At 46.4% G+C, this 25,613-nt stretch carries 30 protein-coding genes; 16 read left to right on the top strand and 14 right to left on the bottom strand.

Annotated features, from left to right (window positions below; all coding sequences use genetic code 11):
• The first annotated feature begins 13 nt into the window (after window positions 1-13).
• The 3 genes from ABZR88_RS13840 (at window position 14) to ABZR88_RS13830 (ending at window position 1,884) form a co-directional block, all read left to right on the top strand.
• On the top strand, window positions 14-748 hold the full coding sequence (locus tag ABZR88_RS13840; protein ID WP_107826767.1) for a 1-acyl-sn-glycerol-3-phosphate acyltransferase: 735 nt from the start codon (window positions 14-16) through the stop codon (window positions 746-748).
• Window positions 745-1,032 (top strand): Asp-tRNA(Asn)/Glu-tRNA(Gln) amidotransferase subunit GatC, encoded by a 288-nt coding sequence (gene gatC, locus ABZR88_RS13835; protein ID WP_107826768.1) that lies wholly within the window; start codon window positions 745-747, stop codon window positions 1,030-1,032. Before ABZR88_RS13840 ends, gatC begins: the two co-directional genes overlap by 4 nt.
• Before the next feature lie 129 nt (window positions 1,033-1,161).
• A complete protein-coding gene (locus ABZR88_RS13830; protein WP_107826769.1) occupies window positions 1,162-1,884 on the top strand; it encodes an ABC transporter ATP-binding protein in 723 nt (240 codons plus the stop codon).
• Window positions 1,885-2,288: 404 nt separating this feature from the next.
• Here ABZR88_RS13830 and ABZR88_RS13825 read toward each other — a convergent pair whose 3' ends face one another.
• The 4 genes from ABZR88_RS13825 to ABZR88_RS13810 all read right to left on the bottom strand — a co-directional run bounded on the left by ABZR88_RS13825 (window position 2,289) and on the right by ABZR88_RS13810 (window position 6,728).
• Window positions 2,289-2,909 (bottom strand): hypothetical protein, encoded by a 621-nt coding sequence (locus tag ABZR88_RS13825; protein ID WP_107826770.1) that lies wholly within the window; start codon window positions 2,907-2,909, stop codon window positions 2,289-2,291.
• 24 nt (window positions 2,910-2,933) lie between these two features.
• A complete protein-coding gene (locus ABZR88_RS13820) occupies window positions 2,934-3,269 on the bottom strand; it encodes a hypothetical protein (protein WP_107826771.1) in 336 nt (111 codons plus the stop codon).
• A gap of 1 nt (window position 3,270) precedes the next feature.
• Window positions 3,271-5,706 (bottom strand): penicillin acylase family protein, encoded by a 2,436-nt coding sequence (locus ABZR88_RS13815; protein ID WP_107826772.1) that lies wholly within the window; start codon window positions 5,704-5,706, stop codon window positions 3,271-3,273.
• Window positions 5,707-5,933: 227 nt separating this feature from the next.
• Window positions 5,934-6,728, bottom strand: coding sequence for an SDR family NAD(P)-dependent oxidoreductase (locus ABZR88_RS13810; RefSeq protein WP_107827113.1), 795 nt, complete (start codon window positions 6,726-6,728; stop codon window positions 5,934-5,936).
• A gap of 176 nt (window positions 6,729-6,904) precedes the next feature.
• Here ABZR88_RS13810 and ABZR88_RS13805 point away from each other — a divergent pair, with 176 nt between their 5' ends.
• From ABZR88_RS13805 to ABZR88_RS13795, 3 genes are all read left to right on the top strand, one after another.
• Window positions 6,905-7,222: a hypothetical protein gene (locus tag ABZR88_RS13805; RefSeq protein ID WP_107826773.1), complete on the top strand. Its 318-nt coding sequence runs from the start codon at window positions 6,905-6,907 to the stop codon at window positions 7,220-7,222.
• Window positions 7,223-7,243: 21 nt separating this feature from the next.
• On the top strand, window positions 7,244-7,597 hold the full coding sequence (locus tag ABZR88_RS13800; protein ID WP_146166456.1) for a hypothetical protein: 354 nt from the start codon (window positions 7,244-7,246) through the stop codon (window positions 7,595-7,597).
• Window positions 7,598-7,724: 127 nt separating this feature from the next.
• Window positions 7,725-8,564: a rhamnogalacturonan acetylesterase gene (locus tag ABZR88_RS13795; protein ID WP_107826774.1), complete on the top strand. Its 840-nt coding sequence runs from the start codon at window positions 7,725-7,727 to the stop codon at window positions 8,562-8,564.
• A gap of 41 nt (window positions 8,565-8,605) precedes the next feature.
• Here the strand turns inward: ABZR88_RS13795 and ABZR88_RS13790 are convergent, their stop codons facing one another.
• The gene (locus tag ABZR88_RS13790) at window positions 8,606-8,932 is read right to left on the bottom strand and encodes a helix-turn-helix transcriptional regulator (RefSeq protein ID WP_107826775.1); all 327 of its coding nucleotides are present in this window, start codon (window positions 8,930-8,932) and stop codon (window positions 8,606-8,608) included.
• Entirely contained in the window at window positions 8,919-9,362 is a 444-nt protein-coding gene (locus ABZR88_RS13785; RefSeq protein WP_107826776.1) for an SRPBCC domain-containing protein, read from the bottom strand. Before ABZR88_RS13785 ends, ABZR88_RS13790 begins: the two co-directional genes overlap by 14 nt.
• 294 nt (window positions 9,363-9,656) lie before the next feature.
• Here ABZR88_RS13785 and ABZR88_RS13780 point away from each other — a divergent pair, with 294 nt between their 5' ends.
• Entirely contained in the window at window positions 9,657-10,346 is a 690-nt protein-coding gene (locus ABZR88_RS13780) for an adenylate/guanylate cyclase domain-containing protein (protein WP_107826777.1), read from the top strand.
• A gap of 93 nt (window positions 10,347-10,439) precedes the next feature.
• Here ABZR88_RS13780 and ABZR88_RS13775 read toward each other — a convergent pair whose 3' ends face one another.
• Window positions 10,440-10,898, bottom strand: a complete 459-nt coding sequence (locus ABZR88_RS13775; protein ID WP_107826778.1) for an SRPBCC domain-containing protein — start codon at window positions 10,896-10,898, stop codon at window positions 10,440-10,442.
• Window positions 10,899-10,912: 14 nt separating this feature from the next.
• A complete protein-coding gene (locus tag ABZR88_RS13770) occupies window positions 10,913-11,374 on the bottom strand; it encodes an SRPBCC domain-containing protein (protein WP_107826779.1) in 462 nt (153 codons plus the stop codon).
• Window positions 11,375-11,517: 143 nt separating this feature from the next.
• Between ABZR88_RS13770 and ABZR88_RS13765 the strand changes: the two genes are divergently transcribed.
• Complete coding sequence (locus ABZR88_RS13765; protein WP_107826780.1) at window positions 11,518-12,498, top strand: GlxA family transcriptional regulator; 981 nt, start codon at window positions 11,518-11,520, stop codon at window positions 12,496-12,498.
• A 4-nt stretch (window positions 12,499-12,502) separates the two neighbouring features.
• On the opposite strand, the gene ABZR88_RS13760 is transcribed toward ABZR88_RS13765, so the two are convergent.
• From ABZR88_RS13760 to ABZR88_RS13745, 4 genes are all read right to left on the bottom strand, one after another.
• Complete coding sequence (locus ABZR88_RS13760) at window positions 12,503-13,231, bottom strand: AAA family ATPase (RefSeq protein ID WP_107826781.1); 729 nt, start codon at window positions 13,229-13,231, stop codon at window positions 12,503-12,505.
• 76 nt (window positions 13,232-13,307) lie between these two features.
• Window positions 13,308-15,527, bottom strand: a complete 2,220-nt coding sequence (locus ABZR88_RS13755) for a hypothetical protein (RefSeq protein WP_146166457.1) — start codon at window positions 15,525-15,527, stop codon at window positions 13,308-13,310.
• Window positions 15,457-16,500 (bottom strand): hypothetical protein, encoded by a 1,044-nt coding sequence (locus ABZR88_RS13750; RefSeq protein ID WP_107826783.1) that lies wholly within the window; start codon window positions 16,498-16,500, stop codon window positions 15,457-15,459. The genes ABZR88_RS13755 and ABZR88_RS13750 overlap by 71 nt, the downstream gene beginning before the upstream one ends.
• Window positions 16,501-16,643: 143 nt before the next feature.
• Complete coding sequence (locus ABZR88_RS13745; RefSeq protein ID WP_107826784.1) at window positions 16,644-17,384, bottom strand: SDR family oxidoreductase; 741 nt, start codon at window positions 17,382-17,384, stop codon at window positions 16,644-16,646.
• A 78-nt stretch (window positions 17,385-17,462) separates the two neighbouring features.
• Here ABZR88_RS13745 and ABZR88_RS13740 point away from each other — a divergent pair, with 78 nt between their 5' ends.
• The 7 genes from ABZR88_RS13740 (at window position 17,463) to ABZR88_RS13710 (ending at window position 23,281) form a co-directional block, all read left to right on the top strand.
• Window positions 17,463-17,846: a helix-turn-helix domain-containing protein gene (locus ABZR88_RS13740; RefSeq protein WP_107826785.1), complete on the top strand. Its 384-nt coding sequence runs from the start codon at window positions 17,463-17,465 to the stop codon at window positions 17,844-17,846.
• 174 nt (window positions 17,847-18,020) lie between these two features.
• Entirely contained in the window at window positions 18,021-19,067 is a 1,047-nt protein-coding gene (locus ABZR88_RS13735) for an alpha/beta fold hydrolase (RefSeq protein WP_107826786.1), read from the top strand.
• A 48-nt stretch (window positions 19,068-19,115) separates the two neighbouring features.
• Entirely contained in the window at window positions 19,116-19,562 is a 447-nt protein-coding gene (locus ABZR88_RS13730) for an organic hydroperoxide resistance protein (RefSeq protein WP_107826787.1), read from the top strand.
• A gap of 326 nt (window positions 19,563-19,888) precedes the next feature.
• Entirely contained in the window at window positions 19,889-20,893 is a 1,005-nt protein-coding gene (locus ABZR88_RS13725; protein ID WP_107826788.1) for a sensor histidine kinase, read from the top strand.
• Window positions 20,890-21,657, top strand: a complete 768-nt coding sequence (locus ABZR88_RS13720; protein ID WP_107826789.1) for a LytTR family DNA-binding domain-containing protein — start codon at window positions 20,890-20,892, stop codon at window positions 21,655-21,657. Before ABZR88_RS13725 ends, ABZR88_RS13720 begins: the two co-directional genes overlap by 4 nt.
• Before the next feature lie 115 nt (window positions 21,658-21,772).
• Entirely contained in the window at window positions 21,773-22,549 is a 777-nt protein-coding gene (locus ABZR88_RS13715; RefSeq protein ID WP_107826790.1) for a thioredoxin family protein, read from the top strand.
• Between the two features lie 168 nt (window positions 22,550-22,717).
• On the top strand, window positions 22,718-23,281 hold the full coding sequence (locus tag ABZR88_RS13710) for a DUF4468 domain-containing protein (protein ID WP_170113523.1): 564 nt from the start codon (window positions 22,718-22,720) through the stop codon (window positions 23,279-23,281).
• A 113-nt stretch (window positions 23,282-23,394) separates the two neighbouring features.
• On the opposite strand, the gene ABZR88_RS13705 is transcribed toward ABZR88_RS13710, so the two are convergent.
• Window positions 23,395-23,799: a DoxX family protein gene (locus ABZR88_RS13705; protein ID WP_107826792.1), complete on the bottom strand. Its 405-nt coding sequence runs from the start codon at window positions 23,797-23,799 to the stop codon at window positions 23,395-23,397.
• A 255-nt stretch (window positions 23,800-24,054) separates the two neighbouring features.
• Here ABZR88_RS13705 and ABZR88_RS13700 point away from each other — a divergent pair, with 255 nt between their 5' ends.
• Window positions 24,055-24,708 carry a pyridoxamine 5'-phosphate oxidase family protein gene (locus ABZR88_RS13700; protein ID WP_245916979.1) on the top strand — a complete coding sequence of 218 codons (654 nt, stop codon included), beginning with the start codon at window positions 24,055-24,057 and terminating at the stop codon, window positions 24,706-24,708.
• Between the two features lie 26 nt (window positions 24,709-24,734).
• Here the strand turns inward: ABZR88_RS13700 and cysM are convergent, their stop codons facing one another.
• A complete protein-coding gene (cysM, locus tag ABZR88_RS13695) occupies window positions 24,735-25,607 on the bottom strand; it encodes a cysteine synthase CysM (protein ID WP_107826793.1) in 873 nt (290 codons plus the stop codon).
• Window positions 25,608-25,613: the final 6 nt, after the last annotated feature.

Here is a 25,613-nt window from a genome sequence, read left to right as displayed (position 1 = left end):
ATTTTTGGAGGTGATGAAACGTATATTGAAGCGTGCCCACTCGCTGGTATATCAGGGCTTTGTTATCCTGGTTTTCTTTTTGCTGTGGCCGCTATTCTATTATTACTCGCGCAAGCCGGAGCGTTATCCGGTGCTTAATAAACTGAGGGGCAGGGTTTCATTTGTGTCATCGGCGTTGGCGGGTATCTTTTATAAATTTCATTTTGAAACGAAGATTGACTGGAGCCGTACCTATATCATCTGCCCAAACCATACCTCAAACCTGGATATCAACGCGCAGAACATCCTCATCAAAAACAACTATGCTTTTTTAGGGAAAGATGAGTTGCTGGATAACCCGGTTACCCGTATTTTCTTTAAAACGGTGGATATTCCGGTAAACCGGGAGAGTAATATTTCCTCGTTCCGCGCCTTTAAAAAAGCTGAAGAACGCTTGAAAAATGGCACCACAATGGTTATCTTTCCTGAAGGAGCCATAGCAGATCATTACCCACCGCAACTGATTCCGTTTAAAAATGGGCCGTTCAGGTTGGCAATAGCGTTGAAAATACCAATCATTCCCGTAACTTCGCCAGATATATGGAAGGTGTTGTGGGATAGTGGTGATCAGCTGGGCAGTCGCCCCGGTGTATGCAACATATACATACACAAACCAATTGAAACCGCACATTTAACTATAGATGATGCTGATAAACTGAAAGATGAGGTTTACAGCCTGATGAAACACAAACTGGAAAACGAGATATGAACATAGATCAGGATACCGTTGAAAAGATTGCGCACCTGTCTCGCCTGGAACTAACCGGCGAAGAAAAACAGGAGATGATAAAGGATATGAACAAGATCCTTGATTTTATGGACAAGCTGAACGAGGTGGATACCAGTGCTGTTGAGCCCCTGGTGTACATGAGCAACGGCATCAACGTGCTGCGCGAAGACGTAGTGAAACACCCCATTACCCACGAAGAAGCCCTGTTTAACGCGCCCGACAAGGATGCCGACTTTTTCCACGTGGCGAAGGTGATTGGGTAAAGAGGAGTCGAGTCCGAAAGACCGTAAGACGGAAAGTAAAAGAATTTCTTGCGGACTTACGGACTTACAGACTTTTGGACAAAAAATGTAACAAACCCGGGTATCCGTCGTCCAACCAATAAAAACTGCATGGAGCCATTAATAACCATTAAAGATATCGGGCGAAAATATGTAATAGGTGCGGAGGTAATCCACGCGCTTAAATCGGTTACGCTTACTATCAATAAAGGTGAATTTGTGGCGCTGATGGGCCCCTCTGGCTCAGGTAAATCAACCTTGATGAATATTCTGGGTTGTTTGGATACGCCCACCAAGGGCCAATATGTTTTGAACGGTATTGACGTGAGCCGTATGACCGATGGTCAGCTGGCCGAGGTGCGCAATGCCGAGATTGGTTTTGTTTTTCAAACTTTTAACCTGCTACCGCGCAATACCGCGCTCGATAATGTGGCCCTGCCGCTTATTTATGCAGGTATTAATAAAGAAAATCGTAAAAAACGTGCCGAGGCTGCACTTACCAATGTAGGGTTGGAGCATCGTATGGATCATAAACCTAACGAGCTTTCAGGCGGTCAGCGCCAGCGTGTGGCTGTGGCCCGCGCACTGATTAATGATCCATCCATCATCCTGGCCGACGAGCCTACCGGTAACCTGGATACCAAGACCTCTATAGAAATTATGGGCCTGCTGGAAGACATCCACGCCAAAGGTAATACCATCATCCTGGTAACGCACGAGGAAGACATTGCCCGCCACGCCCACCGCATTGTGCGCATGCGCGATGGTTTGATAGAGGATGATTACCTGAACACCAATATCCACAAGGTGGAGCGGGATACGGCGAAGCTATAGTCTTGAACCAGGATTTATAAGATTTAAAGGATTTTTAGGATACTATTAACAGCATTCACTATAAGCTACTATAGTAAAAAAGACAAGAAAAGGGTGTCATGTTGAGTAATAGAATCCCTGCGGCGGGACTATGAAAGTGAAATAACAAACGAGAGTCTGTCAGTCTGAGCTTGTCGAAGACTCGCGCGGAGAGGCCTCCCCACCATGCTTCGACGGGGCTCAGCATGACATCCTTTTTTAACTTATCATGTAGAGCACCGCCGAAACACGTGCGGTGGCCTTTCACCGTGCTGTTGCCCCAAGCGCGCCCTTCGACTGTGCTCAGGGTGACACCTACTCGTCATTTTTTAAATATCTTTAGATGTAATCAAGTACAGATAAAGGCGGTCGTTCGAGATTCGCCTCTACAACGCCTCCCGCAACTTGGAAACTCCGCTAACCAGCAAATTTGAAAGGACGTAATCTATCGGTTGTGTCCAGTTGCCGGGTACGGTAAACCCTTCGGATGCATAAAGTTGGTCAGACATGGGGATGTTGGCGGTTTCAAACATGTGCCTTACCAGGCTTCTAATCTCCTGTAGCTCCGGGTTGGTAACGTCTTTTGAGATGACCAGTCCGCAGCATCTGTCTGGAAAGGCCAGGTAATAGCCGTGTGGAAAAGCGGCCTCTAATTCTTCAGAAAGCAGGATGCGGCTGGAGCCGATGCCGTCGTTCTGCATAAACGCCAGTAATATGATTCGCTGACCGTCATCACTTAGCTGATATTGGGTGAAAAAGTTTTCATCTTCGGCCAAAGATTGGCGCAAGTTTTCAAAGGTTTTTTGCTGCCAGCCTTTATGGGTTTTTGCCAGGTATTGATATTCATCCCGCGTCAAATACTCCATCCCTGCTTCCTCTTCATCAAACACCACCCATGTTAAAATAAAGGCGGCATCGGGTAATTTGTAATGCGGCAAATCCCACTCTTTCGAGTAATATTGAGCGGGAGATACTACAGGATAAATGTTATTCAGGTTTAACATCATTGGTTAATATTATTTAATAGAGGGTTATTTAATTACTATACGCCTCACCAGGAAACCCGATAAGGCCGACATACCGCCCACCAATCCTCCAACCAGAGATACAACAAATAATAACAAGGTCCAATGCGGTAAATTGAACACCGTAGCCATGCGTGCTGCCAGCAAATGATCATTTGGGATACTTTTTACCAGCGCCAGCACCGTCCATACAATAAACACCGCGCCAAAGCCCGACCAAAAGGCCTGCGCAGGTTTTTTGCCAGCATATAAAGCCATTACAAAGCAAATAATGGCTATGGCCCACCAAGGCGTAATAAAGCCGCTGATGAGTGTGAGGATCAATATAAGGATAAATAACATTTTACTTGCTGCTAATGGTTAAAGTTTTTTTAATGCGATCTGATTTTTCATCAGCCGATTGCATGAATAACAGTGGTTTCAGCTGGCCTTTTTGCCAGTAAGGCACCATATCTGTATAATGAAAACTGCCGGGATTGCCGCTCTCGCCGCCCGGGTAAATACCGTAGCCCTGCATCTGCGGGCCGGTTTGCACTACCATGCGCCATGACGGCCCGTGCCCGTCGTTCAATGCATTAACGGCCGAGCCCATGCCTCCGGCATAAAAAATATCAGTTCCCAGGCCAGCCTGACGGGTCAGGTGGTTAATCTGTGCCGGGTTAACGTGGCCCCATTGCCATTTATCGCTCTGCGGGCCAAGTTGTTTTACCAGGCCTTTAACCACGTCTCGGAAGGATGCGTTCACCAGATCGGCGCAGGTTTCTTTTTGGCGCGTGCGGATGTCATCAAACCAGTGCGAGGTAGGGTCTTTCAGCAATAGCTCAACCGTACGATCGCGGTTAGGAGGGAAGAGTACTTTCTTTTTCAGGTCGAAGTTATCGTCCCAAATCTTGGTGTAAAAATCCTGCCACCAGGCGGCCATAATGGTTGCTGCTACAGAGCTGGCATCATAATGCTTGTTCCATTTTTTCAATGTATCCAGCGCATGTTGCTCCGTGGCATTAAGATTATTGGTATTCAAGTAACCAATCATAGCCGGCAGTGTGTTCTGTGCAGAGATGCTGTAAGTATCGGTTTGCAGGATGCGCATACTGTCTATAGTAGCATGAGTCATGGCAGTGAGGCGGTCATTAATGCGTTTGCCACGCTCGTATGGCGCAAAGCTCCAGTTAAGGTAGTAAGGATAGGTTTGATCTGTTGATGATTGATTGGCCGATGTCAGGTATCCCTGCACTGGGTTTTTGGCCGTCGGGTTTTGCTCAAACGGAATCCAGCCCTGCCAGTCATCGCCCGGGTCGGCACCGTTAAGGATAAACTTGCCCTGATCTTTGTATTTAAGCGGGAAACGGCCGTTTACGGTGATGGCAATGTCTTTATCCGCGTCAGCAAAAATAAAATTCTGTCCGGGCGCGCTCCAGTTGGTCAATGCCTTGCGGTAATCGTCATAATTCTGCGCACGGTTGAGCTGATAAAAGCAAAGAATATCTACCGATGGCTCGTAAGCAATCCATCGCATGGCACAGTTAACGGGTATATCGGCATACATAGCAGGGCGCTCTGTTGCATCGTTATAAACTATAGGCCCCTGGTGTGTATAAACAACGGTATCAATAATTGCATGTTGACCGCGCACGCCAATTGTTTCTACGCGTTTGGTGGTGGTGCGCCAGCCATCACCGTAGCGGTACTGGTTGCGTGTGGCATCTTTAAAATCAATCTTATAAAAATCAAGCACATCTGCACCTACGTTGGTTACGCCCCAGCTTACCTTATTGTTGTAGCCGATGATAACGCAGGGCGATCCCGGGATAGACACCCCGTTCACATTAACCCCCGGTGCTGATAATTGCAACTGATACCAAATTGACGGCAGCGTAATATCTAAATGCGGATCATTAGCCAGAATAGGGTAGCCGCTGGCTGTTTTGCTGCCCGCTACGGCCCAGTTGTTACTGCCAATACCTTCGGGTTTTGGTACATATTTGCCATCTTGCCCTGTCTGCGCCAGGTAACTGGTGGACGGTCTGGGCTGCTGTAACGGCTTGAAATTCCATGGCGTACCTTCGGGAATGATCGGCTTTTCGCGGAAAGGATAATCGGGATAAAGATCTTTAACTACTGCCAGGCCATATTTTTTGAGCACGTTGGTCATGGCAGCGGCGTCGGTATGACCGGCCAGCGTTTCGGTCATCAGTTTAAGCAGCAGCAGACAGTTAATGGGTTTCCATTCTTCAGGTTGGTAGTCCAGCAGTTTAAACTCCAGCGGATAATCGCGTTTCCAGAGTTGATGGATGTAGGCGTTCACCCCTTCGGTATAAGCCAAAACCATGTCACGACTGCGCGGATCCTGCATTACCAGTTTAAGGCTTTGCTCTGCCGCGTAAACCATGCCGGTGCGGCGGTGGTAGCGGTCAATCTCCAAAGTTTTCGGGCCAATCACCTCGCTTAGTCTGCCGGCGGCCTGGCGCGTTTGGATATCCATCTGCCACAGGCGGTCGGTAGCGGTAATGTAGCCCTGGGCAAAGTATAGGTCGTGCTCGTTCTCTGCAAAAATGTGGGGCACCATGTTCTCGTCATATTGTACGGTCACTTTGCCCTTAATGCCATCAAGTTTCAATGTTTTTTGGTGATCAATATACTTGCTTTCGGCATTTTGCCAGAAACCGGTATTAGGATTGATGAGCGGAGCAATAGGCGGCAGCGATCCCCACTTGAACTCCAAAGCGGAGATAAGCAACAGGGTAACTGCAATAGACAATATGGCTTTAAAAACCTTCATTAGGCTGCGGTTCTAAATTGATGCAGCAAGATAAAAAAATGTGTTGGTAAGCAGATGAAGGAAATTGAGATTGTAAAGTTGTGGTTTGTTTACTCGCAAAAAGATGCGAGTGAATGACCGCCATGTCATGCTGAGGAACGAAGCATCTCTAATGCAAATCCAGAGGACTATCCTCAGAGATGCTTCGTTCCTCAGCATGACATAACGGCTAATAAATTTTAACCCTCTTACACCGCCGTCTTCAATAAACCACCCTCGGCACGCACAGCTGCACCATTTGTTGCAGATGCCAACGGGCTGGACAAGAATGTTACCACATTGGCAATTTCATCGGTACTTAAAAAACGTTGAATTAGAGAGGTGGGGCGTATGGTTTGGAAAAATTCTGCTGACACCTGCTCTACGGTTTTGTTTTGGTCGGCTCCCAGTTTCTCTACAAAACCTCCAACACCTTCAGACAGAGTTGGGCCGGGCAACACCGTATTTACCGTAACATTGGTAGACCGGGTCAGCTCGGCCAGGCCACGGGCCACGGCCAATTGTGCTGTTTTGGTCATGCCGTAATGAATCATTTCGGTAGGTATCTGTAGTGCAGATTCGCTGGAGATGAAAATGATGCGCCCCCAATTGCGCTGCAACATCCCATTAAAATAGGCCCGTGACAGACGTACACCACTCATTACGTTTATCTCATAAAACCTCAGCCAATCTTCGTCGGTAATATCTGCAAACGCTTTTGGCTCAAAGGTGCCCACATTGTTAATTAAGATATCTACTTCGGGTAGCTTATGAATTAGTTCGGCAATTTCTTCTGGTTTGGCAAAATCGGCAATCAGGCCGTTTACCTGGGTGTTGCCGGTGTCTTTTTTTATTTGTTCTACGGCAGCATTTACGCGTTCGGCAGTACGGCCGTTTACGGTTACTATGGCTCCTTCGTTAGCTAGTTGTTTGGCAATGGCATAGCCAATGCCTGCGGTTGAGCCTGTTACCAGGGCAGTTTTGTTTTTCAGTTGTAAGTCCATTGATGCAGATTTTTTATCTAAGCTATAGCATAAACCGATTGATGCAACCAGCCGGGTTAAAAACATGGAATAAGATTGACAATTGCGGACCGACGATTACACTAAATGAGCCTGTAAACTGCGCCAAACAAAGCCGCAGACCATTTGTCTTTAGTGTTAGTTAATTGTTAAAACGTATGATCAATCCTAAACAGTTTACCTACATACAGGGCGATGGTAGTGTGCGTAAGGTAATTGCCGCCCCGCTAACAGAGGCAAGCAACGAACAGGAAACCCGCACGTTTAAACTTTACAAAGATGCGCTGGACGATGGCACCACGTTATTTACCGACGATAGCATGCCAGCTGTAAACGATGACATCAGCGATGATGAGAATCCGGATTACCTGGGATCGATCAGCATAAACCAGGCCGGAGAGTGGCAGTATGAAGGTGATATGCTCAATCAGGATGAGCAGCAGCAGATTGCCGAGAATCTGCTTACGGAAGAATAAATAGCTTAAATCTAAACAATTATGCGGGCACTTCACTATAGATTGAGCAGCGGGTTATCGGTAAGAGTTATTCCCGATACGTCTGTATATCATGACGGGCATCCCATCATCAGCTATAGTTATAGTGTTTTTATGGATGGAAAAAGCAAGCTACCATCCGTAGCGTCTCCCCACGCGCCAGGTATCCCGCATGATTTTATTACTCACCCTGATTACATGGGCTTTATAGCTTTTGAAGAGCCGGGCAAACTGTTTATGTATGCAGGTTATGGTGAGCGTCATCTAACAGCCGAAGAATCTGAAGAATTGATAGAGTTTCTGAGCCACATCAGGGATAACCCCAATCTCTGGCGATCATCAACCGGTGAATTTTAACAGAAACGTTACCGTTGCAAGTGCATTTTTAAGAGCACCTACGCTTGCTTAGGCGGACGAAGCGATTAGCTTTGCATAAACCAATTGCCGAAGATGTTTTGCCGTCAATCGCTATAAACCCATAAGTATGAAAAAGTATTGCTACCTGTTACTGTGCCTTGTGGCGCTGTGCTCTTCGTTTGTTATCTATCATGAACAGCGTAAACCCACCATTTTTTTAATAGGCGATTCTACAGTGAGGCATGGCTCGCATGGCAATGGCGATGAGGACGGCCGCTGGGGCTGGGGCAGTTTTCTGCACAATTTGTTTGATACGACAAAAGTGACGATAGAGAACCGTGCGCTGGGCGGTACCAGCAGTCGCAGTTATGTAGCTACCGGCTTGTGGGAGAAAACGCTGGCGCGCATTAAGCCCGGCGATTTTGTGATTATGCAATTTGGCCACAATGATAACGGCAAGAACACCGTGAAAGGCAACGGTGATGATACTATTCATGCCATCAACCCAAAGACTAATGAGATGGAGGTGATCCACTCTTTCGGTTGGAACATGCGTAAGTATATGGAAGAAACTAAAGCCAAAGGCGCAACACCGATTGTCTGCTCGCTGGTACCCCGCAATCGTTGGACAAACGGCAAAGTAAACCGCGACGATCATGCCCACGGCGAATGGGCCCGCCTGGCTGCTGAACAGGAGGGCGTTGCCTTTATAGACTTGAACACCATGATTGCCGATCATTATGATCAGTTGGGGCAAGACAAAGTTTTGGGGACTTATTTTACCAGTAAAGACCCTGTGCACACCATTGAAGCAGGTGCCAAGATGAGCGCATATTTTGTGGTTGAAGGATTGAAAAAGCTGAAGAATGATCCACTCAAAAAATACATCCTGAAAAAGCCTGCTGATATGAGCACCTGGCAATATGCGCCAAGTAAAGATTATCGTACGCTGCCGGTAGGTCAATAAAACAAAAAGCCGGCAGTTTTTTGAACTGCCGGCTGTAAAGGTTACTTCTTTTTCTCTTTCAGATCCATCAAAGTCTCCAGGTTGCGTAGTTTATTGTGCCAGAAATTGTCGTAATATTCCAGCCATTGCTGCAAAGCTTTAAAGCCATCCTGTTTCAGCATACAATACCGCTCGCGGCCCGAATCGGTGATGCTAATGAAACCCGCGTTTTGCAGAATCTTGACATGCTTGGATACTGCGGGCCTGCTCATCTCAAAATGTCCGGCCAGCGCATTAATAGGCAGGCTCTGTTCCGAAAGCATTTTGAGCATCTGTCGCCGGCTCGGGTCAGCAATTACCTGGAATACGTCCAGTTCAGGCGTTGCCATCTTTTTCTGCTTTAATCAGCTTATCAATTTTTGGAAGAATCTCTTGCCAGCCGTGGTTCATAGCGTTGAAAATCGGTGTGTTTTCTTCTTTAAACCCGCGGTGCTCCAGGTGCAGTTCAGTGCCGTTATCGGTAGGCACCAGCGTCCAGGTTACTACAGACTCCAGGGTAATTTGTCCCGGTGCGGGGCCGCCTGCCCAAGAGTAGGAGAGTTTCTCCAGCGGAACAATCTCCAGTACTTTACAGAAAACATTGCCATCAAAATTAAACTGCGGGAGTGGCATGGTACTGAAGGTAAACTCGTAATCAGCTTCCAGTTTAAAGGTGTTTTTCATCAGCCATTGCTCAATCAACTCTGATGTGGTAAGATACTTCCAAACCACCTCTGGCGGGTAAGTGAAGTAATAGGTGTGTTTAATAGCTTTTGACATATTGGGTAACTTGTAAGTTACGCAAATATAAAACGTAACTCTGAGGTTACCTAATTTAAATCATATTTTTTTTCACCGATCAATTTGCCCGCTTTACCGGGGTTGTGGCCCGGTTGGCCAGTTAATGGTTTGATAGCGTGGTGCTGGTGCATAGTTTTGCTTTGCGTTTTAAGGAAATTGTCATGCATAAATCAAATAGCAGTCATCCAAATCTAAGGCTTAAAAAATTGGCCAATTCCTTAAAATGTTTTGAAGAGTTTTGCGTCTGCCTCAGTAACAACCCTACATCAACTTATGGAAACGAATTTTGACCTGATATGTAAAAACGCCGGCGCCTCGGTAGCGCTGCACCAGCCAGACGAGCGGCAGGAACTGGCGATATTGTTCCTTGACGTTCGGAATTTTACCGGATTGATGGAATCGCAATCAACCCAAACGGTAATACAAGTGGTGCGCCGCCTGTTTACCGCCTTTAACCAGATTGTTAAAAGCTTTAAAGGCAAAGTGGTAGAAGTAGCCGGCGATAGTCTATACGCTGTTTTTGGTCTGCAAAGTAACCTGAAGGATGCTGTGAACGATGCCTACCAGGCCGCCCGCATTATCTTCCAAACGGTAGATCTATTTAACGATGCTTATACCGAGCCTTACTATGGCTACCCGCTGCAAATAGGCGTTGGCCTGCACGCCGGCGAAGTATTTGTGGGCGAGTTCGGGCTGGATGGTGCACCGCAACTCTCAGTAATGGGCTTACCTGTTAACATCGCATCGCGCCTGCAGGCGCAAACCAAACCACTGAATAACGATCTGATCGTATCTGAAGATGTATATCGCCAACTGGAAATAACCGATGGCTTTGAACAGCAAGCGGTGGCATTGCAGGGCATAACCGGTTTACAACATGTACGCCTGGCCGGTAAACCATACAAAGCCAAAGCGCTGCCGGTTGCAGTGGAGATGGATTATTTGCTGGCGATATCGGGATAAGATCTCTCCCAAACCCTCTCCGAAGGAGAGGGCTTTCATAGTATTATATCAAAGGAAAAGACTCCCTCTCCATCGGAGAGGGCCCGGGTGAGGTTACACCGCATTACACTCTGCCTCATTAGGCTGGCCTTTGCCAACGGTGATGAGGTTGCGCAGGCTCTCGGTTACATACTCAGTCCAGCATTTGGAGCAGATATCATAACACTCTGCTTGTGGGGTAAGGCCATGCTGGGTGAACGTCAATTCAGTTTGTCCATCTTTCTCGGTAATGTCAAACACTATTTGATCACCCATCCATTCGGCTTTATCTTTGGTGAATTTAAAATAGTTGTAGGTTACCAGCCAAACTACGCGTTGGTTAGGCACCACTTCAGTCAATCTGATTTTGCAATAGTGCAGGTCTTGAGCTTGATAAACAAACTCATCGCCCTGATTGGCGGTATTGCCTTCAATGTTCTCGCTCCACCAGCCGCGCACGTTGGTAACTGCGTTAAATACATCCTGTGCCGGTTGGCTAACGGCAAAGCTCACGGTAAAATCGGTAGTATTCATGGTTATTCCAGTTTTTAGGTATGTGCTGTCTGTAATTCTTTTTTATCAGGCTTGCCTTGACCGGTGTTGATCAGGCTAGCTAGGCTTTGCATGTAGTAGCCCCACGCGCCGGAGCAGGCCTCAAAGCACTCCACCTGCGGCGTAAGTCCGTGATGGGTAAATGTTAGCTGCGTCTGGTCGCCATTTTCGGTTATCTCAAAGCTGATGGTGGTGCCGGTCCACTCGCTTTGATCTTTGGTAAAAGTGAGCTGGCTATCGGTTATCAGCCATACTACTTTTTTGTAGGGCACAACCTCTACTAGCTTGTGTTTAGAATAATGAATATCGCCATGGCGATAAATAAACTCGTCGTTTAACTGGTCGGTGCCGCCTTCTATACCTTCGCCCCACCAGCCGCGCACATTGTTTACGGCATTAAAAACCTCCTGCGCAGGCTTGTTGAAGGTGTTGCTGAATTGCAAATCCTGGTTGTTCATAATTGCTTTTATAAATAGTTGATACTGATGTTGATGAAACAAAGTTAGTGCGCATTTGGCTGCGCCGTATGGTGTAAAATAGACTTTGTGACGGGTTGATTTAGACCTATAGCTTACACTATATTTGTATAAAGCCAATAGCCATGAAACACATCACCATACTGGTGCCCGATGGACCGAATAACCTGAGCAGCATTGTGGGCTCTTATAAAATACTCACGCGCGCTAACGAATACTACAACCAGCGCGAGGGCAAATTGTTGTTTAAAATTGAGCTGGCGGGCATCTCCAAACAGGTAGATTACTTTGATGGCCTGTTCTCGGTAAAACCGCATACCCATATAGCTAACATCAGTAAAACCAACCTGGTTATCATTCCCTCGTTAAACCACAACTATGAGCAGGCCGTAGCAGGCAATGGTGAGTTGATTGGGTGGATAGCCGCACAATATAAAAACGGTGCAGAAATTGCCAGCGTTTGCACCGGCGCATTTCTGTTGGCCGCCACCGGTCTGCTGAATGGTAAGAGCTGCTCTACCCACTGGGCGGTTTCAGAACCTTTCAGACACCGGTTTCCGGCTGTTAATCTGCAGACGGATAGGTTGATTACTGACGAAAATGGCATTTATACCAACGGTGGGGCGTACTCGTTTCTGAACCTGCTGCTCTATTTAGTAGAGAAATATTTTGATCGCGAAACGGCTATCTACTGCTCCAAAGTTTTCCAGATTGAGATGGACAGACAAAGCCAGGCGGGGTTTATCATCTTTAAAGGACAGAAACAGCATGAGGATGATATGGTACGCGACGCCCAGACCTATATGGAAGATCATTACCGCGATAAGATTTCGGTAGAAGACCTTTCGGCCAGGTTTGCCGTTGGCAGGCGGCATTTTGACAGGCGGTTTATCAGGGCCACGGGCAATACGCCGCTGGAATATCTGCAACGAATTAAGATGGAATCGGCCAAAAAAGCTTTTGAGACCACTCGCAAAACCATCAACGAGGTAATGTATGAGGTAGGTTACTCAGATATGAAGGCCTTTCGTGAGGTGTTCAGAAAAATCACCGGCATGTCGCCGTTGGAATACCGCGGGCGGTACAACAAAGACGCTGCTGCATAAAATGTCAATCTTTCGCATCAATTAAGTGGCGCAGATACAATGATGGGTTGTTGAGAAATGATTTGGTGAGATAGAAATGCTCGGTATCCTCATACTTGGTTTCGTGTACGCCGGCATCGTCAAACTGATAAATGGTGGCACCCGGGTAGCAAATAAGTATGGGGGAATGTGTGGCAATGAGGAACTGTGCCCGTCCGTTACGCTCTAACTGGCTGATAATTGCCATAAATGCCAATACCCTTGCCGGCGATAGCGCGGCTTCGGGCTCATCGAGGATATAAACCCCGTTTTCAAACTTGTTGTTGAACAGCGCCAGGAAAGATTCGCCATGCGATTGTTCATGCAGCGATTTGCCGCCGTAGGCACTCTTATCACCCCCCAGTTCATCAATATATGTAGCAAAATTAAAGAAGCTTTCTGCACGCATAAAAAAGCCATCGCTAATGCGGCTGGGCGTCCAGGAGAGCTGTACATTACGGGTAAGTGCACCTTCATAACCCTCGAACCGGTAACCGGTATTAAAATTATGATTACGGTTACCGCCCCGCAAGCCAAACCCGCATTGCTCGGCAATACCTTCCAGCAGGGTTGATTTACCCGAGCCGTTCTCGCCCACAAAAAAAGTGACGTTGGTTTTCAGATTCAGTCGCAAGCCGTTTTGCAGACTTGGAATATGTTGCAGATAACTGCCATCCTGAGGAGGCGATACAGAAACGCGCGATAAAAAAGGCATAGGCCGTTAATTGGTTAAGAGCAAAGTTAAAATAGTAGCCGGATTTTACACGGCCATTTAACAATATTTAACGCGCTTAACGTTTGCCATCGTACGTCCTGAAATAGCCGCACTCTTTTAATACCTCTTTGTAATAGGCGGTTGTTGCATATTTGCTTTTTAGCTCTTTAACCCATTGACCAGCAGGTGGGATGGAGTCATAGTACTCATAGGCAGATGGGTTTGCATGGTTGTTATAAAAATCGTTACGCTCACACTTACTGAGCAGATAGGCGCATTTGGCACGTGCTTCGTTATCTGGAGCTTTTTTTAACGCCACCTCGTAATACTTTTGGGCAATATTGGGCGAGGTAAAGATAGCTTTGTAATCGCTGTCATAATCGCCGGGTTGGGATGGGGAGCCGGTAAGATCAGTCTGAAAATAAAGGCGCGAATTACCGTAATGCGTAATGTTATAGTAGGCATTACCCAATTGTAATGCGCTGCGGTAAACATCTTTCCCGGTGGCGATATTCTGCTTTAAAGCTTGTATGGCCTGCAAAAACTTGAGTGGGGTAACGGCTGGTTTGGTCAAGCCAAACTCGCATTCGTGGCAGTCGCCAATGGAGCTGTTGAACGGATTGGCCGGTAAATCGCTGTTTTTAAGTGAATCGGCCTTGTTCATAAAGCGCAGGGCAGCGTTGATGTTTTCATCATAAGTGGCCAATAGCGCCTGCTGATAATACAATTGTCTTGCTTTAACAGGGTAGTACCTCAGCATGGCTCTTTCAAACGGCGTTTTAGCTGGTTTTTCCAATAGTTTCTCTAACGAGTCTGTCGCCATGCTATCTACATAAATATGTGGTGCGGTTTTGAAAGTCTCTGCCTTTACCCGTTCGCCCTGACGCAGGTAAATTTTAGATATAGTATCGGTAACAAACTGCAGTGCAGTAGTGAACCGCAGGTTAGCCACCTGTTTCTTGCTGTCGCGCAAATCTGCCAGCCAGTTGAGTGGCTCAATCAGTTTGGTCTCGGTTTGCTTGTCTAAATGGGGTAGAGTACTTACAGACAGCAGGATGTTGAGTAATTTACATTGTGCAGCCAATTCATTGTTTCCTGCAGGGATCTCCTTGCCCGCCAGTGCGTAATAATGCTGTGCAGCTTTGTAATCGGCATACATATAATGCATGTAGCCTGCCGCCAGGTGCCAGTAATATGGTTTACTAACGGTTTTGAGGTTAGCGATGGAATCAATGAGCCCTACGGTAGCATTTTTACTCAAAGGTGGATGAGGCGTTATGGTACCATCGGTTTGAGGCGTGCCCGCTTCTTCGGTGTTGATGAGGCGTGCAAGCAATAAGTCCAACTTCTCGGAGTGCGGGTCAATCCGGGCAATCATGCGTATGGCTCTTACCGGGTCATTTTCTAAACCCAGCAAGTGCCAGAGGGTAATCTTTTCCTCGTTGGTTTTAGCCAGTTTGAGGGTCTGTCGCCAGTCGGCTTCCTCCTGCGGATGGAAACTCCATTGACTGGGCAGATACATTTGCCAGGTATAATTATAGCACAGACTATAGTGATAGTTAGCGTGGGCATAATCCTTTTCGGCATATTCGGCACCGGCCAGGTAACCCAGCGTGCGATAGTACAGGAAATTATGCTGAAACTCTTTCTCGTACTTATTAAAGCTTACAATTGCCTTCCGGCCGGTGGTATCCTGAAAATAATGATATCTAACCAACTGGAACCATAATCGCTCGCGGATAAACGGATCACGAAAGCCGGATAAGGCGGTAGTGATGCGCTTTTCTACATTGGCAGGCGGTATTTTGCGCGGCACTTTTTCATACCAGCCATCGCCTTCGCTAATGCTGTAATACTCGCAATCCTTCATCAGCGGCAGGTAGTTGAAGAAGGTTTTACCGCGACCGTCCAACTTGTTAAGAACAATTTTCTCAAGCGAGTCTGCCTGTTGTTTTTTGGAATGAAACAGCAGAAAATCAACCTGTGCTGGGCTTAGCTGCTGACCGAGGAAAGTGCGCCATTCCCCGGCAATCAGTTGGTTGTAGCGGCTATTGTTATCAATTATTTGGGAACTATCGGCACCGTAGTAATAGCGATTAAAACTGTCGTAAAAAAACGGGCTATAATGCTTGTTTACAAAATACTCTGGCGCAAAGGATGACGCATCATCATTCTCATAATCGGCACAAGCCCAAACAATACCAGCCGCACAGGTGACCGATACACTAAAAACGATCAGCGACAGCGCCCAGCGTCGACGCATCGAATTGAGACAGGTTGATATTAGCGAGTTCATAGAAGATGATTGTTCTGCCAGGTAAATTTCTAAGTTTTGGTGATAGCTGCGTGGCTGCTTTTTTCAACAGCTGTGCATCTGTTTCTTCAAGTTTAAAAATATCATTTTCGCGCACATAAACACCCTTCATAAAAAAAGAAATAATGGCGCGAAAGTGCTCTCCATCAGGTTTGAAGCGTTGGAGATCTGACAGATCCTGCCGGGTAATTTGCGGGTAGATTTGCATGATGTGCCCGGCGCGGCTGTGGATGGCCCATGAAAACAGGGGCAACGCCACGTCTAGCGGTAGCGGGAAGGTATTCAACCGATTTAAATATCGTGCCGCATCCTGCTCGTTATAAATAGAATTGCTGTTGCTCAAGGCCGAAAGTTGCCCCATGTTATAAAACATCAGCACGCCGCGGTTAACCGGCGGGATACCAGTGCGCTCGCGGTATTTTACCTGATGCAGGCGAATGGTAGCCTCCAACTGGCGACCGCTGTAATGCCTGAAGGCTTGCAGGTAGGCAAAATATTTCTCGCGGGTATCATCGGTCCAATCACAATCAAACTGTACTTTTTGATAGCTGATGTGGGCGCTGTCTGAAAGTTGACTAACCAGCCGATTGGTTTTAAAAGCCAGGCTGTCCACATCTTTTAGTTCGGTATGCAAAAAGGTGGCATTGGTAATAAAGATGACGGGCGTAACTTTTACTGATTTTAATGATGAGTGGATGCGGATGACTGCGTTGGGCCTTATCCGCCGCTGCACGGCATCCCAACGGATATCAAATAAACGCAGATATAAACGTTGCCCGGCAGTTTGGGCAAGCAGTTGCTGCTGATCTTTATTGAGCGCGTAGCTGGTTTTCCAATAATAGAAAGAGATTGGTGTGGCAGGGCGGCGCTTGCATCCCGTCCATAAAATGCAGAGGAATAACAGGGAGGTTAGTATACTTGTCTTGAGCGTGCGGATACTGATTGGTTTGGGCATGATGCTATTTATCGCTCTGCCAAAATAATTAATAAAAGCTCGTTTTTGATAGATGAGATTGCGTAATGAAAAATAAATCGACTAACCATTGCGCCGGAATTTATTGCATTGGTCGGTCGATTTAAAATATTTAGGGTGATTGCTTACAGGCTCATGCCGCCATCCATCACCACCTCCGCACCAGTGATAAAGCTGGCCGCATCTCCGCAAAAATAAGCTACCACTTTGCCCACGTTTTCGGCAACGCCTATATGTTTTAATGGAATTTGGTCTATTAGCCAGGCGTCAATCTGGGCCAGCTGTTCAGCATCCATTCCCGATTTTTTCATGATCTCGGTTTTGGTAGGGCCGGGGCTCACTGCGTTTACTCTGATTTTGCGCGGGGCCAGTTCGAGCGCGGCAATCTTCATGACAGCGTTAAGCGCTGCCTTGCTGGATGAATAGATAGAAGAGTTAACGCCATTCATGCTGGCCGTATTGGACGACAGGAACACCACCGAAGCACCGTCGTTCAAAATGGGGATAAATCGACTCAAAGTGAAATAGGCTCCTTTTAGATTGATATCCATCATATAATCAAAAGTCTGTTCGGTAGCGCCTTCAATGCTGGATACTTGTACCACGCCGGCGTTAATGAACAGGATATCAATCTTGCCGTAACGGGCTTTTACATCAGCGGCTAATTGTTCTATGTCGCTCAGTTTGGCCTGATCTGCCAGTAAGCCTGTGGCGCCTAGTTCGGCTGCGGCCTGGTCAACCGCCTCTTTCCGGCGACCGGTTATAATTACTTCTGCACCTTGTTGTTTTAACACCTGGGCTGTTGCATAGCCAATGCCGCTGTTGCCGCCGGTAACTACTGCAATTTTGCCTTTTAAATTTTCCATGCGATAAATTTTTATTTGATGCAAAACTAAATCAACATTGGTATAAATTTGTTACCAGTATAACAGAGTATACCAACTATGAGTAACCCAAGACGAGAGGAACTAATTAAGGAAGTGCTGTCTAATCCCCGCAATCAGAAGGATGAGGTGCAGGCACTTCAGGACACTATTTATGTTTTAGGCGGCAAATGGCGCTTACCCATTATTAATGCCATCTGTAACGGTCATAGGCGTTTTCGCGAGATTGAACGCAGTATTCCCGGTATTACCACCCGTATGCTCTCGCGCGAGTTGAAAGATATGGAAGCCAACCAACTGCTTAAAAGAACGGTGTTGCCCACCACACCGGTAACGGTAGAATATTCGCCTACAGAGTACTGTCATTCCTTCGGCGATATTATTCTGGAGATGATTAAGTGGGGGAAAGATCACCGCGAACGGCTCAAAGCCAACCGGGAATAGCCAATTTCTCTTTCTGAAAAATAACAGGTGTTGTTTTTAGCCGGTCGCTTGTCCGGTTCAGCCCTGTTGTTGTCCGGTTCGGGGTAAAACCCATTCTCTCCGGAGGCCTGTGCAAGTACTTTTGTTATCAAGAAAAGCAAATAAATCACTTGAAAACAAAATAAACTGCACGTTATGAAAAGCCTTCACATCACCCGCCGCCTTCAGCTTTTAAGCATCGCCACCGCAACATTTGTGGCCGTACAATTAGCAGGTCCAGCCGTTGCCGCCGCAGAAACAGCACCGGTTACCGCTCAGGCTGATACTGTTCACCACGCATCATTCACCCAAATCAAACAAATCAACGCCGGCGATTTAAACGTAGGCTACGCAGAAGTTGGTCCGGCTAACGGACAACCTGTTATTCTACTGCACGGCTGGCCTTATGATATCAACAGCTATGCCGATGCCTCTGCCATCCTGGCTGCCAAAGGTTACCACGTTTTTGTGCCTTATTTAAGAGGCTATGGTTCAACCCGCTTCCTTTCAGCCCAAACCGTTCGGAACGGCCAGCAAGCTGCCCTGGCACTGGATATCATTGCCTTTATGGATGCCTTGAAAATTCAGAAAGCAGTAATAGGGGGATTTGACTGGGGCGCTCGTACTGCTGATATTATTGCGGCGCTGTTTCCTGAAAGATGCAAAGCCCTGGTATCGGTAAGCGGTTACCTGATTGGCAGTCAGCAAGCCAACGTTGCGCCGCTGTCACCAAAAGCAGAGTTGGCCTGGTGGTATCAGTTTTATTTTGCTACAGACCGCGGTCAGGCCGGTTATCAGGCTAACACCTATGCTTTCGATAAACTGATCTGGCAAACCGCATCACCTCAATGGCACTTTGACGATGCTACTTATAATCAATCAGCCGAAGCTTTTAATAACCCAGACCATGTGGCCATAGTAATCAGTAACTACCGCTGGCGTTTAGGCCTGGTTAAAGGCGAAGCAAGGTTTGATGCTTACGAAAGAAAACTGGCCACAGCCCCTGCCATCAGCGTGCCAACTGTAACTCTTGAGGGCGATGCCAACGCCGCGCCACACCCAGATCCTGCAGCTTATGCCGCAAAATTTACCGGCAAATACGCACATCATAACATCACCGGTGGTATTGGCCATAACCTGCCTCAGGAGGCGCCAAAAGCATTTGCCGATGCCATTGTAGAAGCCGACGGCTTTGCCAAATAATGAAGACAAAATTTAACAACATAGATTCTAAATAAAAACAATAAAAAAATGGAAACCAACGTAATAACATCCGCAGTAATAGAAGTAAAACAAGTTTTATATACCGGTAAAGTGCACATTGCCGGTGGCAGAGATGGCTCGGCCAAAAGCACCGATGGCAGGTTAGATATTGCCCTCAGTTCGCCAGGCAGCAAAGGTGCCGGCACCAACCCCGAACAACTTTTTGCCGCCGGATGGTCAGCCTGTTTCATTGGTGCCATGAGGCACAATGCGTCGGCCAAAAAAGTAGCCCTGCCAGAAAACACCACCGTAGATGCAGAGGTAGATCTGGGCACAAACGAGAACGGCTTTTTACTGCAAGCACGTTTGCACGTAAACCTGCCCGGACTGTCTGCTGATGAGGCAAAAGCTATTGTAGAGGCCGCTCATAACACCTGTCCGTACTCAAAAGCTACCCGTGGCAATATCAATATAACCATCAGCGTAGCCGTATAAATGAGGGCGTCGCTTCAACATAAATAAGTTCATGGCAATATGGGCCGGGTTTGCTTTAAAATGCTTCCGGTCCATTTGCTTTTGGGTTGATGCCTGCGGAGACCATAATGTCATGCTGAGCGATAGCGAAGCATCTCGGTGGACGATCCCGACGGTTTTGCATCAGAGATGCTTCGCTATCGCTCAGCATGACAGTTTTGCTAATGTAGTTGCAAGAGTAAGTACACGAGTTTTATTTTCGATGCCAATCCGCAGTTCTTCCTTTAAATCTTTAATATTCTAACTTTGAACAGGGGATATGCTGATATCTCAAACTTGATTGATTCATGGACAAGCAAAAGCTAAAAATATCTCCGGCGGTTATCTGGGTAAGCTCTGTTACTATAGGTCTGCTATCATCGGTACCGCAAATTGCGCAGCAGCATTTCAATCTGGCCGAGGCGGTGGTTAACGCTGCTATCACTTCCGCTTTTGCGCTGGCTATGTGGTATGTTAACCTGTATATGCTGGCCCGTCGACCGGAGCAGCCGAACAGGCAAAAGATCTCTTACTCAAAACTCATCAATACCTTGCTGATTGGCTTATTGGTGATGTTTGGCCTGGCCTGGGTGCAGCAGTTGATCCTCTCGCACATCAACTTTGGTCCGGTGATGCTGATGGTAGAGGTGCGGGGTATCCTCATTAACCTGGTGTTTTATATGTTTTTACAACTGCTGCAACAGAACTATGAGAACCAGTATGTGAACATGGAGCTGGAACGCATTAAAAACGATAACCTGGGCGCACAATACGAACTGTTGAAACAGCAGGTAAACCCGCATTTTCTGTTCAATAGCCTCAATACGCTGAAGGCCATGGTGGAGACCAGCGATAAGGACTCCGTTGATTTCATCCTCAAGCTCTCTAACTTTTATCGCTTCACCTTAGAAAGCCGTAAGCACGACCTGATCCATCTGTCGGAAGAAATGGAGATTGTAAAAGCCTACCTGTTTCTGCAAAATGCCCGGTTTGAGGGTGGATTTACCTTCACCAGCGATTTGGACGATGAGGTACTGAAAACACAGATCCCACCGTTTACCTTGCAACTGCTGGTAGAGAATTGCATTAAGCATAACGTAGTCTCTTTAGATAAGCCACTGCACATCCGACTATATGCGGCCGATGATAGGCTGATATTGGAAAACCCCATTCAGCAGAAAACCGGCGAGCGCAACTCGTTAGGGGTGGGGCTGAAAAACATCCAGCTGCGTTACGAGCACCTGCTGCATCAGCAAATAGATATTGTTAACAACGGTCAACTATTCCAGGTAAAACTACCGCTAATTTCATGAACATCATTATTATTGAAGACGAGCTGAGAACAGCAAAATCACTCGAAAATATCATCTTAGGTTTACGCCCAGAAGCCAAAATTATCGGTCAGTACCAGAGCGTCGAGCGGTCGGTAGAGGCCTTGTCGGGCTCGTTGCAGCCTGATCTCATCTTTATGGATATCCAGCTGGCGGATGGCCTATCGTTTGAGATCTTTAAGTCGGTTAAAATTACCTGTCCGGTGGTGTTCTGCACCGCTTTCGACGAGTATTCACTGGAAGCCTTTAAGCGCAACGGCGTTGACTATGTGCTCAAACCATTCTCTAAAGAAGATATCCAGGAAGCTTTTAGAAAAGTAGATGAGCTTAAAAATTTCTTCCAGCAAAAAGTAGTACCAGATCTGGGCGATCTGTTATCAAAACTTGGTGGCGCATCACCCGCTGGAAAAACCAGCTTCCTGGTTTTTAAAAACCAGAAATACACTACGGTACACACAGATAACATTGCGTTTTTCTATATCCGCAATGAAGGAACTTCGATTATGGGTTTTGACGGGCAAGAATACGCCATCAGCCAGTCCTTAGATCAGATTACGGCCGCTGTATCGTCTAAACAATTCTTTAGAGTAAACCGCCAGTACCTGGTAAATTTTAAGGCTATAAAAGAGGTGGAGCATTACTTTTTGCGTAAATTGTATGTAAAGCTGATAATAGAAACACCCGACAAGCTGCTCATCAACAAAGAAAAATCATCGGCCTTTTTAAGCTGGATGGAAGACAGGTAAACTGCCGGTCCGGTTGGCCTGTTTGAGGTTCGAATATGTCTAGTTGAGCCTGTTTTTGCTGTTTTTGGGATGTCAGCGCATCTAATTTTGATCCATAACAAAAATTCAAAAAGAGATGAAACCTGTAAAATTTTTAGCCGTTGTTGCAGCCGTTGCGCTCAGCTTCGGCCTTGTTGCTTTTATTAATCGCAGCAGCTCGCCCAAAATCAAACCTAATAATAACTTTAAAGCTGATGGTTTTGCCGTGCTGGAACTGTTCACCTCTGAGGGCTGCTCCAGTTGCCCTGCGGCCGATGAGCTTTTGGCACGCATCCAGCAGGAGGCTGGCAACAAACCGGTGTACCTGCTATCATACCATGTAGACTACTGGGATCGGCTGGGGTGGAGGGATGCATTTAGTCAGGCCGAGTTTTCAAAACGCCAGTATCAGTATAGTCGCCGCTTAAATGCAGAGGTTTATACGCCGCAGCTGGTGGTGAATGGTAAAGAAGAGTTTGTGGGATCGGATGAGCGGGCCATCACCCCGGCTATCAGTCAGGAGTTAAGTGGTAAGGCATCAGCATCGCTTACGTTAAAGGCACAGTTAACAGCCCGCAAGCTTAACGTAAACTATCAGGCCGATGGCGATGTTGCCGGCAGCGAGTTATTGCTGGCCCTGGTGCAAAAGCACGCCGTAAGCAAAGTGGGAGCTGGCGAGAATGAAGGCCGTTTGCTTAAACATGCGCAGATAGTGCGCAACCTCTACAAATTTGATTTGCCGACTGATAAAAAAGGAACTACACAGATCGCTCTCCCTGCAACCTTCAATACAAAAGACTGGGAACTGGTTGGCTTTGTGCAAGATGAGGGGACAGGGGTGATTAAAAGTGCAGCACGTGCGGTGATTGAGTAACAACATTTGTTTAGATAGTTAATAAAGCAAGCCCGGGCAATATTGCCCGGGCTTGCTTGCTTTTATGGGGATGGGATCTACTTTTTTTAATATTTATCAGTAGGTTGATGAATCGTATCTTTTATGATATTTTTACCATCGCAGTGCTGTCCTAAATTATCACATAAAATGAATAAAGCAATCCTAACCTTTTTGATGGCTATTTTATTCTTTGTTGTCAAGGCTCAAGAACCTGATTTAACTTACGAATATTCTGGTAATCCCTATTACTTTTCTGAAATAGTAAAAGTTGATAGTGCTCAATTAAAATCCAATTTGTACGCAAAGTCTATTCAATGGTTTGCTTTAACATTTAAAGACAGCAAATCAGTATTGCAAATGCAAGATGAAAGAAACGGACTTGTTATAGGCAAAGGTACCTTCCCCTTTCAAACAACATCAGGCACTAAGTATTATCCGGGAACTATAGAATATGTGACATTCACAATTAAAATTCAGGTGAAAGACGGGAAATATAAATATGAAATATCTGACTATAATGTTGCGGGTTACGGATTGATTAAAGACGGTGTAATTACGAAATACCCAAAGGTTCCTTTTATGGCAAAAAAAATACATGATTTAGCCGACAAGAATTTTTTGAGCTTACAGGCATCTGTAAAAGCAAATGCTGAGTTAATCTCATCGAGTTTAAAAAACGCCATGAATAAACCTCTAAATGATAGCTTTTAAACCGACGAAATGTTAAATGTTTGACCGCTTGTACAATTAGTAGGCAAATAATACTAAAATAAGAACGGCCTGAGCAAACGCTCAGGCCGTTTCGTTTTAATTGAAGCTTAAAGTTAAGCGTTAACAGTAATGCTATTTGTTGTATAATTAGCGGGATACAACCTTCTAAACATCACATAAGTGATACTAATAACGGTGAAGGCCACAATTGCATCAATAGTTGCTGGAAAACCTAAAACGGTAATTTTAGAGAAGAAAGCAAAGAGGATATCAAAGAAGATACCGGCAAACACCCACTCTTTTAACCGGAGTAATTTGTTAGGAGTGAGTAACACAATAACACCGGATAGTTTAGCTACGCCCAGTATGTAAATAAAATGCGGTGGGTAGCCCAGTTGCTGGGTGATGCCCCATACTATAGGGTTACGGGTTAATTCAAAGAAACCGCTGGCACCAAACCATAATGACATAAATGAGGCACCTGCCCAGTAGATTGTTTTTGCTGTTTTTGAGTTCATGACTGTTTTGTTTTAAATGATGACTCAAAAATGGCCGGAAAACACACGCAAACAGAGCTGTTTCAGGGTGAAGCGGACAAAGAGGCGATCCAGGCGGACAATGGCGCTTTCCAGATACGGACGGCCAATAGTGCACGTGGGTTAAAGACGTGTCATATTATTAGTCATCCTTAAAAAGTACCACATATTATCTAACTATTACAACTATAACAGCACTAAACACAGGTAAATTTGATTATTAAAACATTAACAACAATGATGAATTATGGTCAAATAGCTTTTTCTGATGCGGCCAGGGCGTTGCAGCAAGAGGTTGGTAGTCGCCGGACTTATGAGCAGATGGAGAAGTACAATGTAACCGACGGTCTGACGGATAACGAGGTTTATTTTATTGCCAATCAGGATCATTTTTACATGGCCACAACAGGCCCTAATGATTACCCATACATACAGCACCGTGGCGGGCCGAAAGGCTTTGTAAAAGTACTGGATAACAAAACGTTGGCATTTGTAGATTTCTCTGGCAATAAACAATACATCACCGCAGGTAATATAGAAACCAACCCCAAGGTGGCGCTCATTATGATTTCATATCCGCACCGCGCCCGGCTAAAACTTTATGCCAAGGCCCGGATCGTGCAACTGGATGATGATCCCGCACTGTTTGACCTGATAGATCCATCGGAATATAAGCATCGACCTGAACGTATGCTGGTACTGGATGTACAGGCTTATGATTGGAACTGTCCGCAACACATCACCCCGCGTTATACCACCGGGGAAATTGAACAGGCCTTTGCTCCCCAACGTCAACGTATGACTGAGTTGGAAGCAGAGAATAAAAAATTAAGAGAGGAGTTAGATGCCCTGAAAGGCGGGCACGATGATAATCTGAGACGATCAGATTGACCGCCTCAGATTTCTATAAAGTTTTCTTAACCGAACAGGTTGCTGCTCAGGTATCGGTCGCCGCGGTCACAGCAAATGAAAACGATCACACCTTTGTCCAACTCGGCAGCTAAACGCAGTGCTGCGGCTAATGCACCGCCGCTGCTCATGCCGGCAAATACGCCTTCTTTTTTGGCCAGTACTCTGGCGGCGTTGATGGCTTCGTCTTCGGTTATATCCATTACGCGGTCAACGCGCTCTGGTTCAAATATCTTTGGCAGATAAGCCTCAGGCCAACGGCGGATGCCCGGGATTGACGCACCTTCGCTTGGCTGACAGCCAACTATCTGTATGTCTTTATTCTGCTCTTTAAAATATCTTGAACAACCCATAATAGTGCCGGTGGTGCCCATGCTGCTCACAAAGTGAGTAATCTGGCCTTCGGTATCGCGCCAAATTTCCGGACCTGTGGTTTTAACGTGCGCCAGGTAGTTGTCAGGGTTAGCAAACTGGTTCATCAGGTAATACTCACCGGTTGCCGCTTTTTCTTCGGCATAATCGCGGCATAGCTCAATGCCTTCCAGCAGGGTTACCTTGGCGCCAAAGGCCTCCATGGTCAGCGTACGCTCGCGGGTAGAGTTTGAGGGCATTACCAGTTCCATTTCCAGGTCAAACAAGCAGGCAATCATAGCCAGGGCAATACCGGTGTTGCCGCTGGTGGCCTCAATCAGTTTCATGCCCGGACGGATATCTCCGCGTTCCATCGCACTTCGAATCATGTTCAGCGCCGCACGGTCTTTTACACTACCGCCGGGATTATTACCCTCCAGTTTGGCAAAAATTTTAACGTTAGGGTTGGGATTCAGTTTTTTTATTTCCACCATCGGCGTGTTACCGATCAGGTCAATTAAGGCAGACATAGTGAT

The organism is Mucilaginibacter yixingensis, assembly GCF_041080815.1.
GTDB lineage: Bacteria > Bacteroidota > Bacteroidia > Sphingobacteriales > Sphingobacteriaceae > Mucilaginibacter > Mucilaginibacter yixingensis.
The sequence above is the reverse complement of the archived record's forward strand: the minus strand, read 5'-3'. Positions and strand labels throughout refer to the sequence as shown.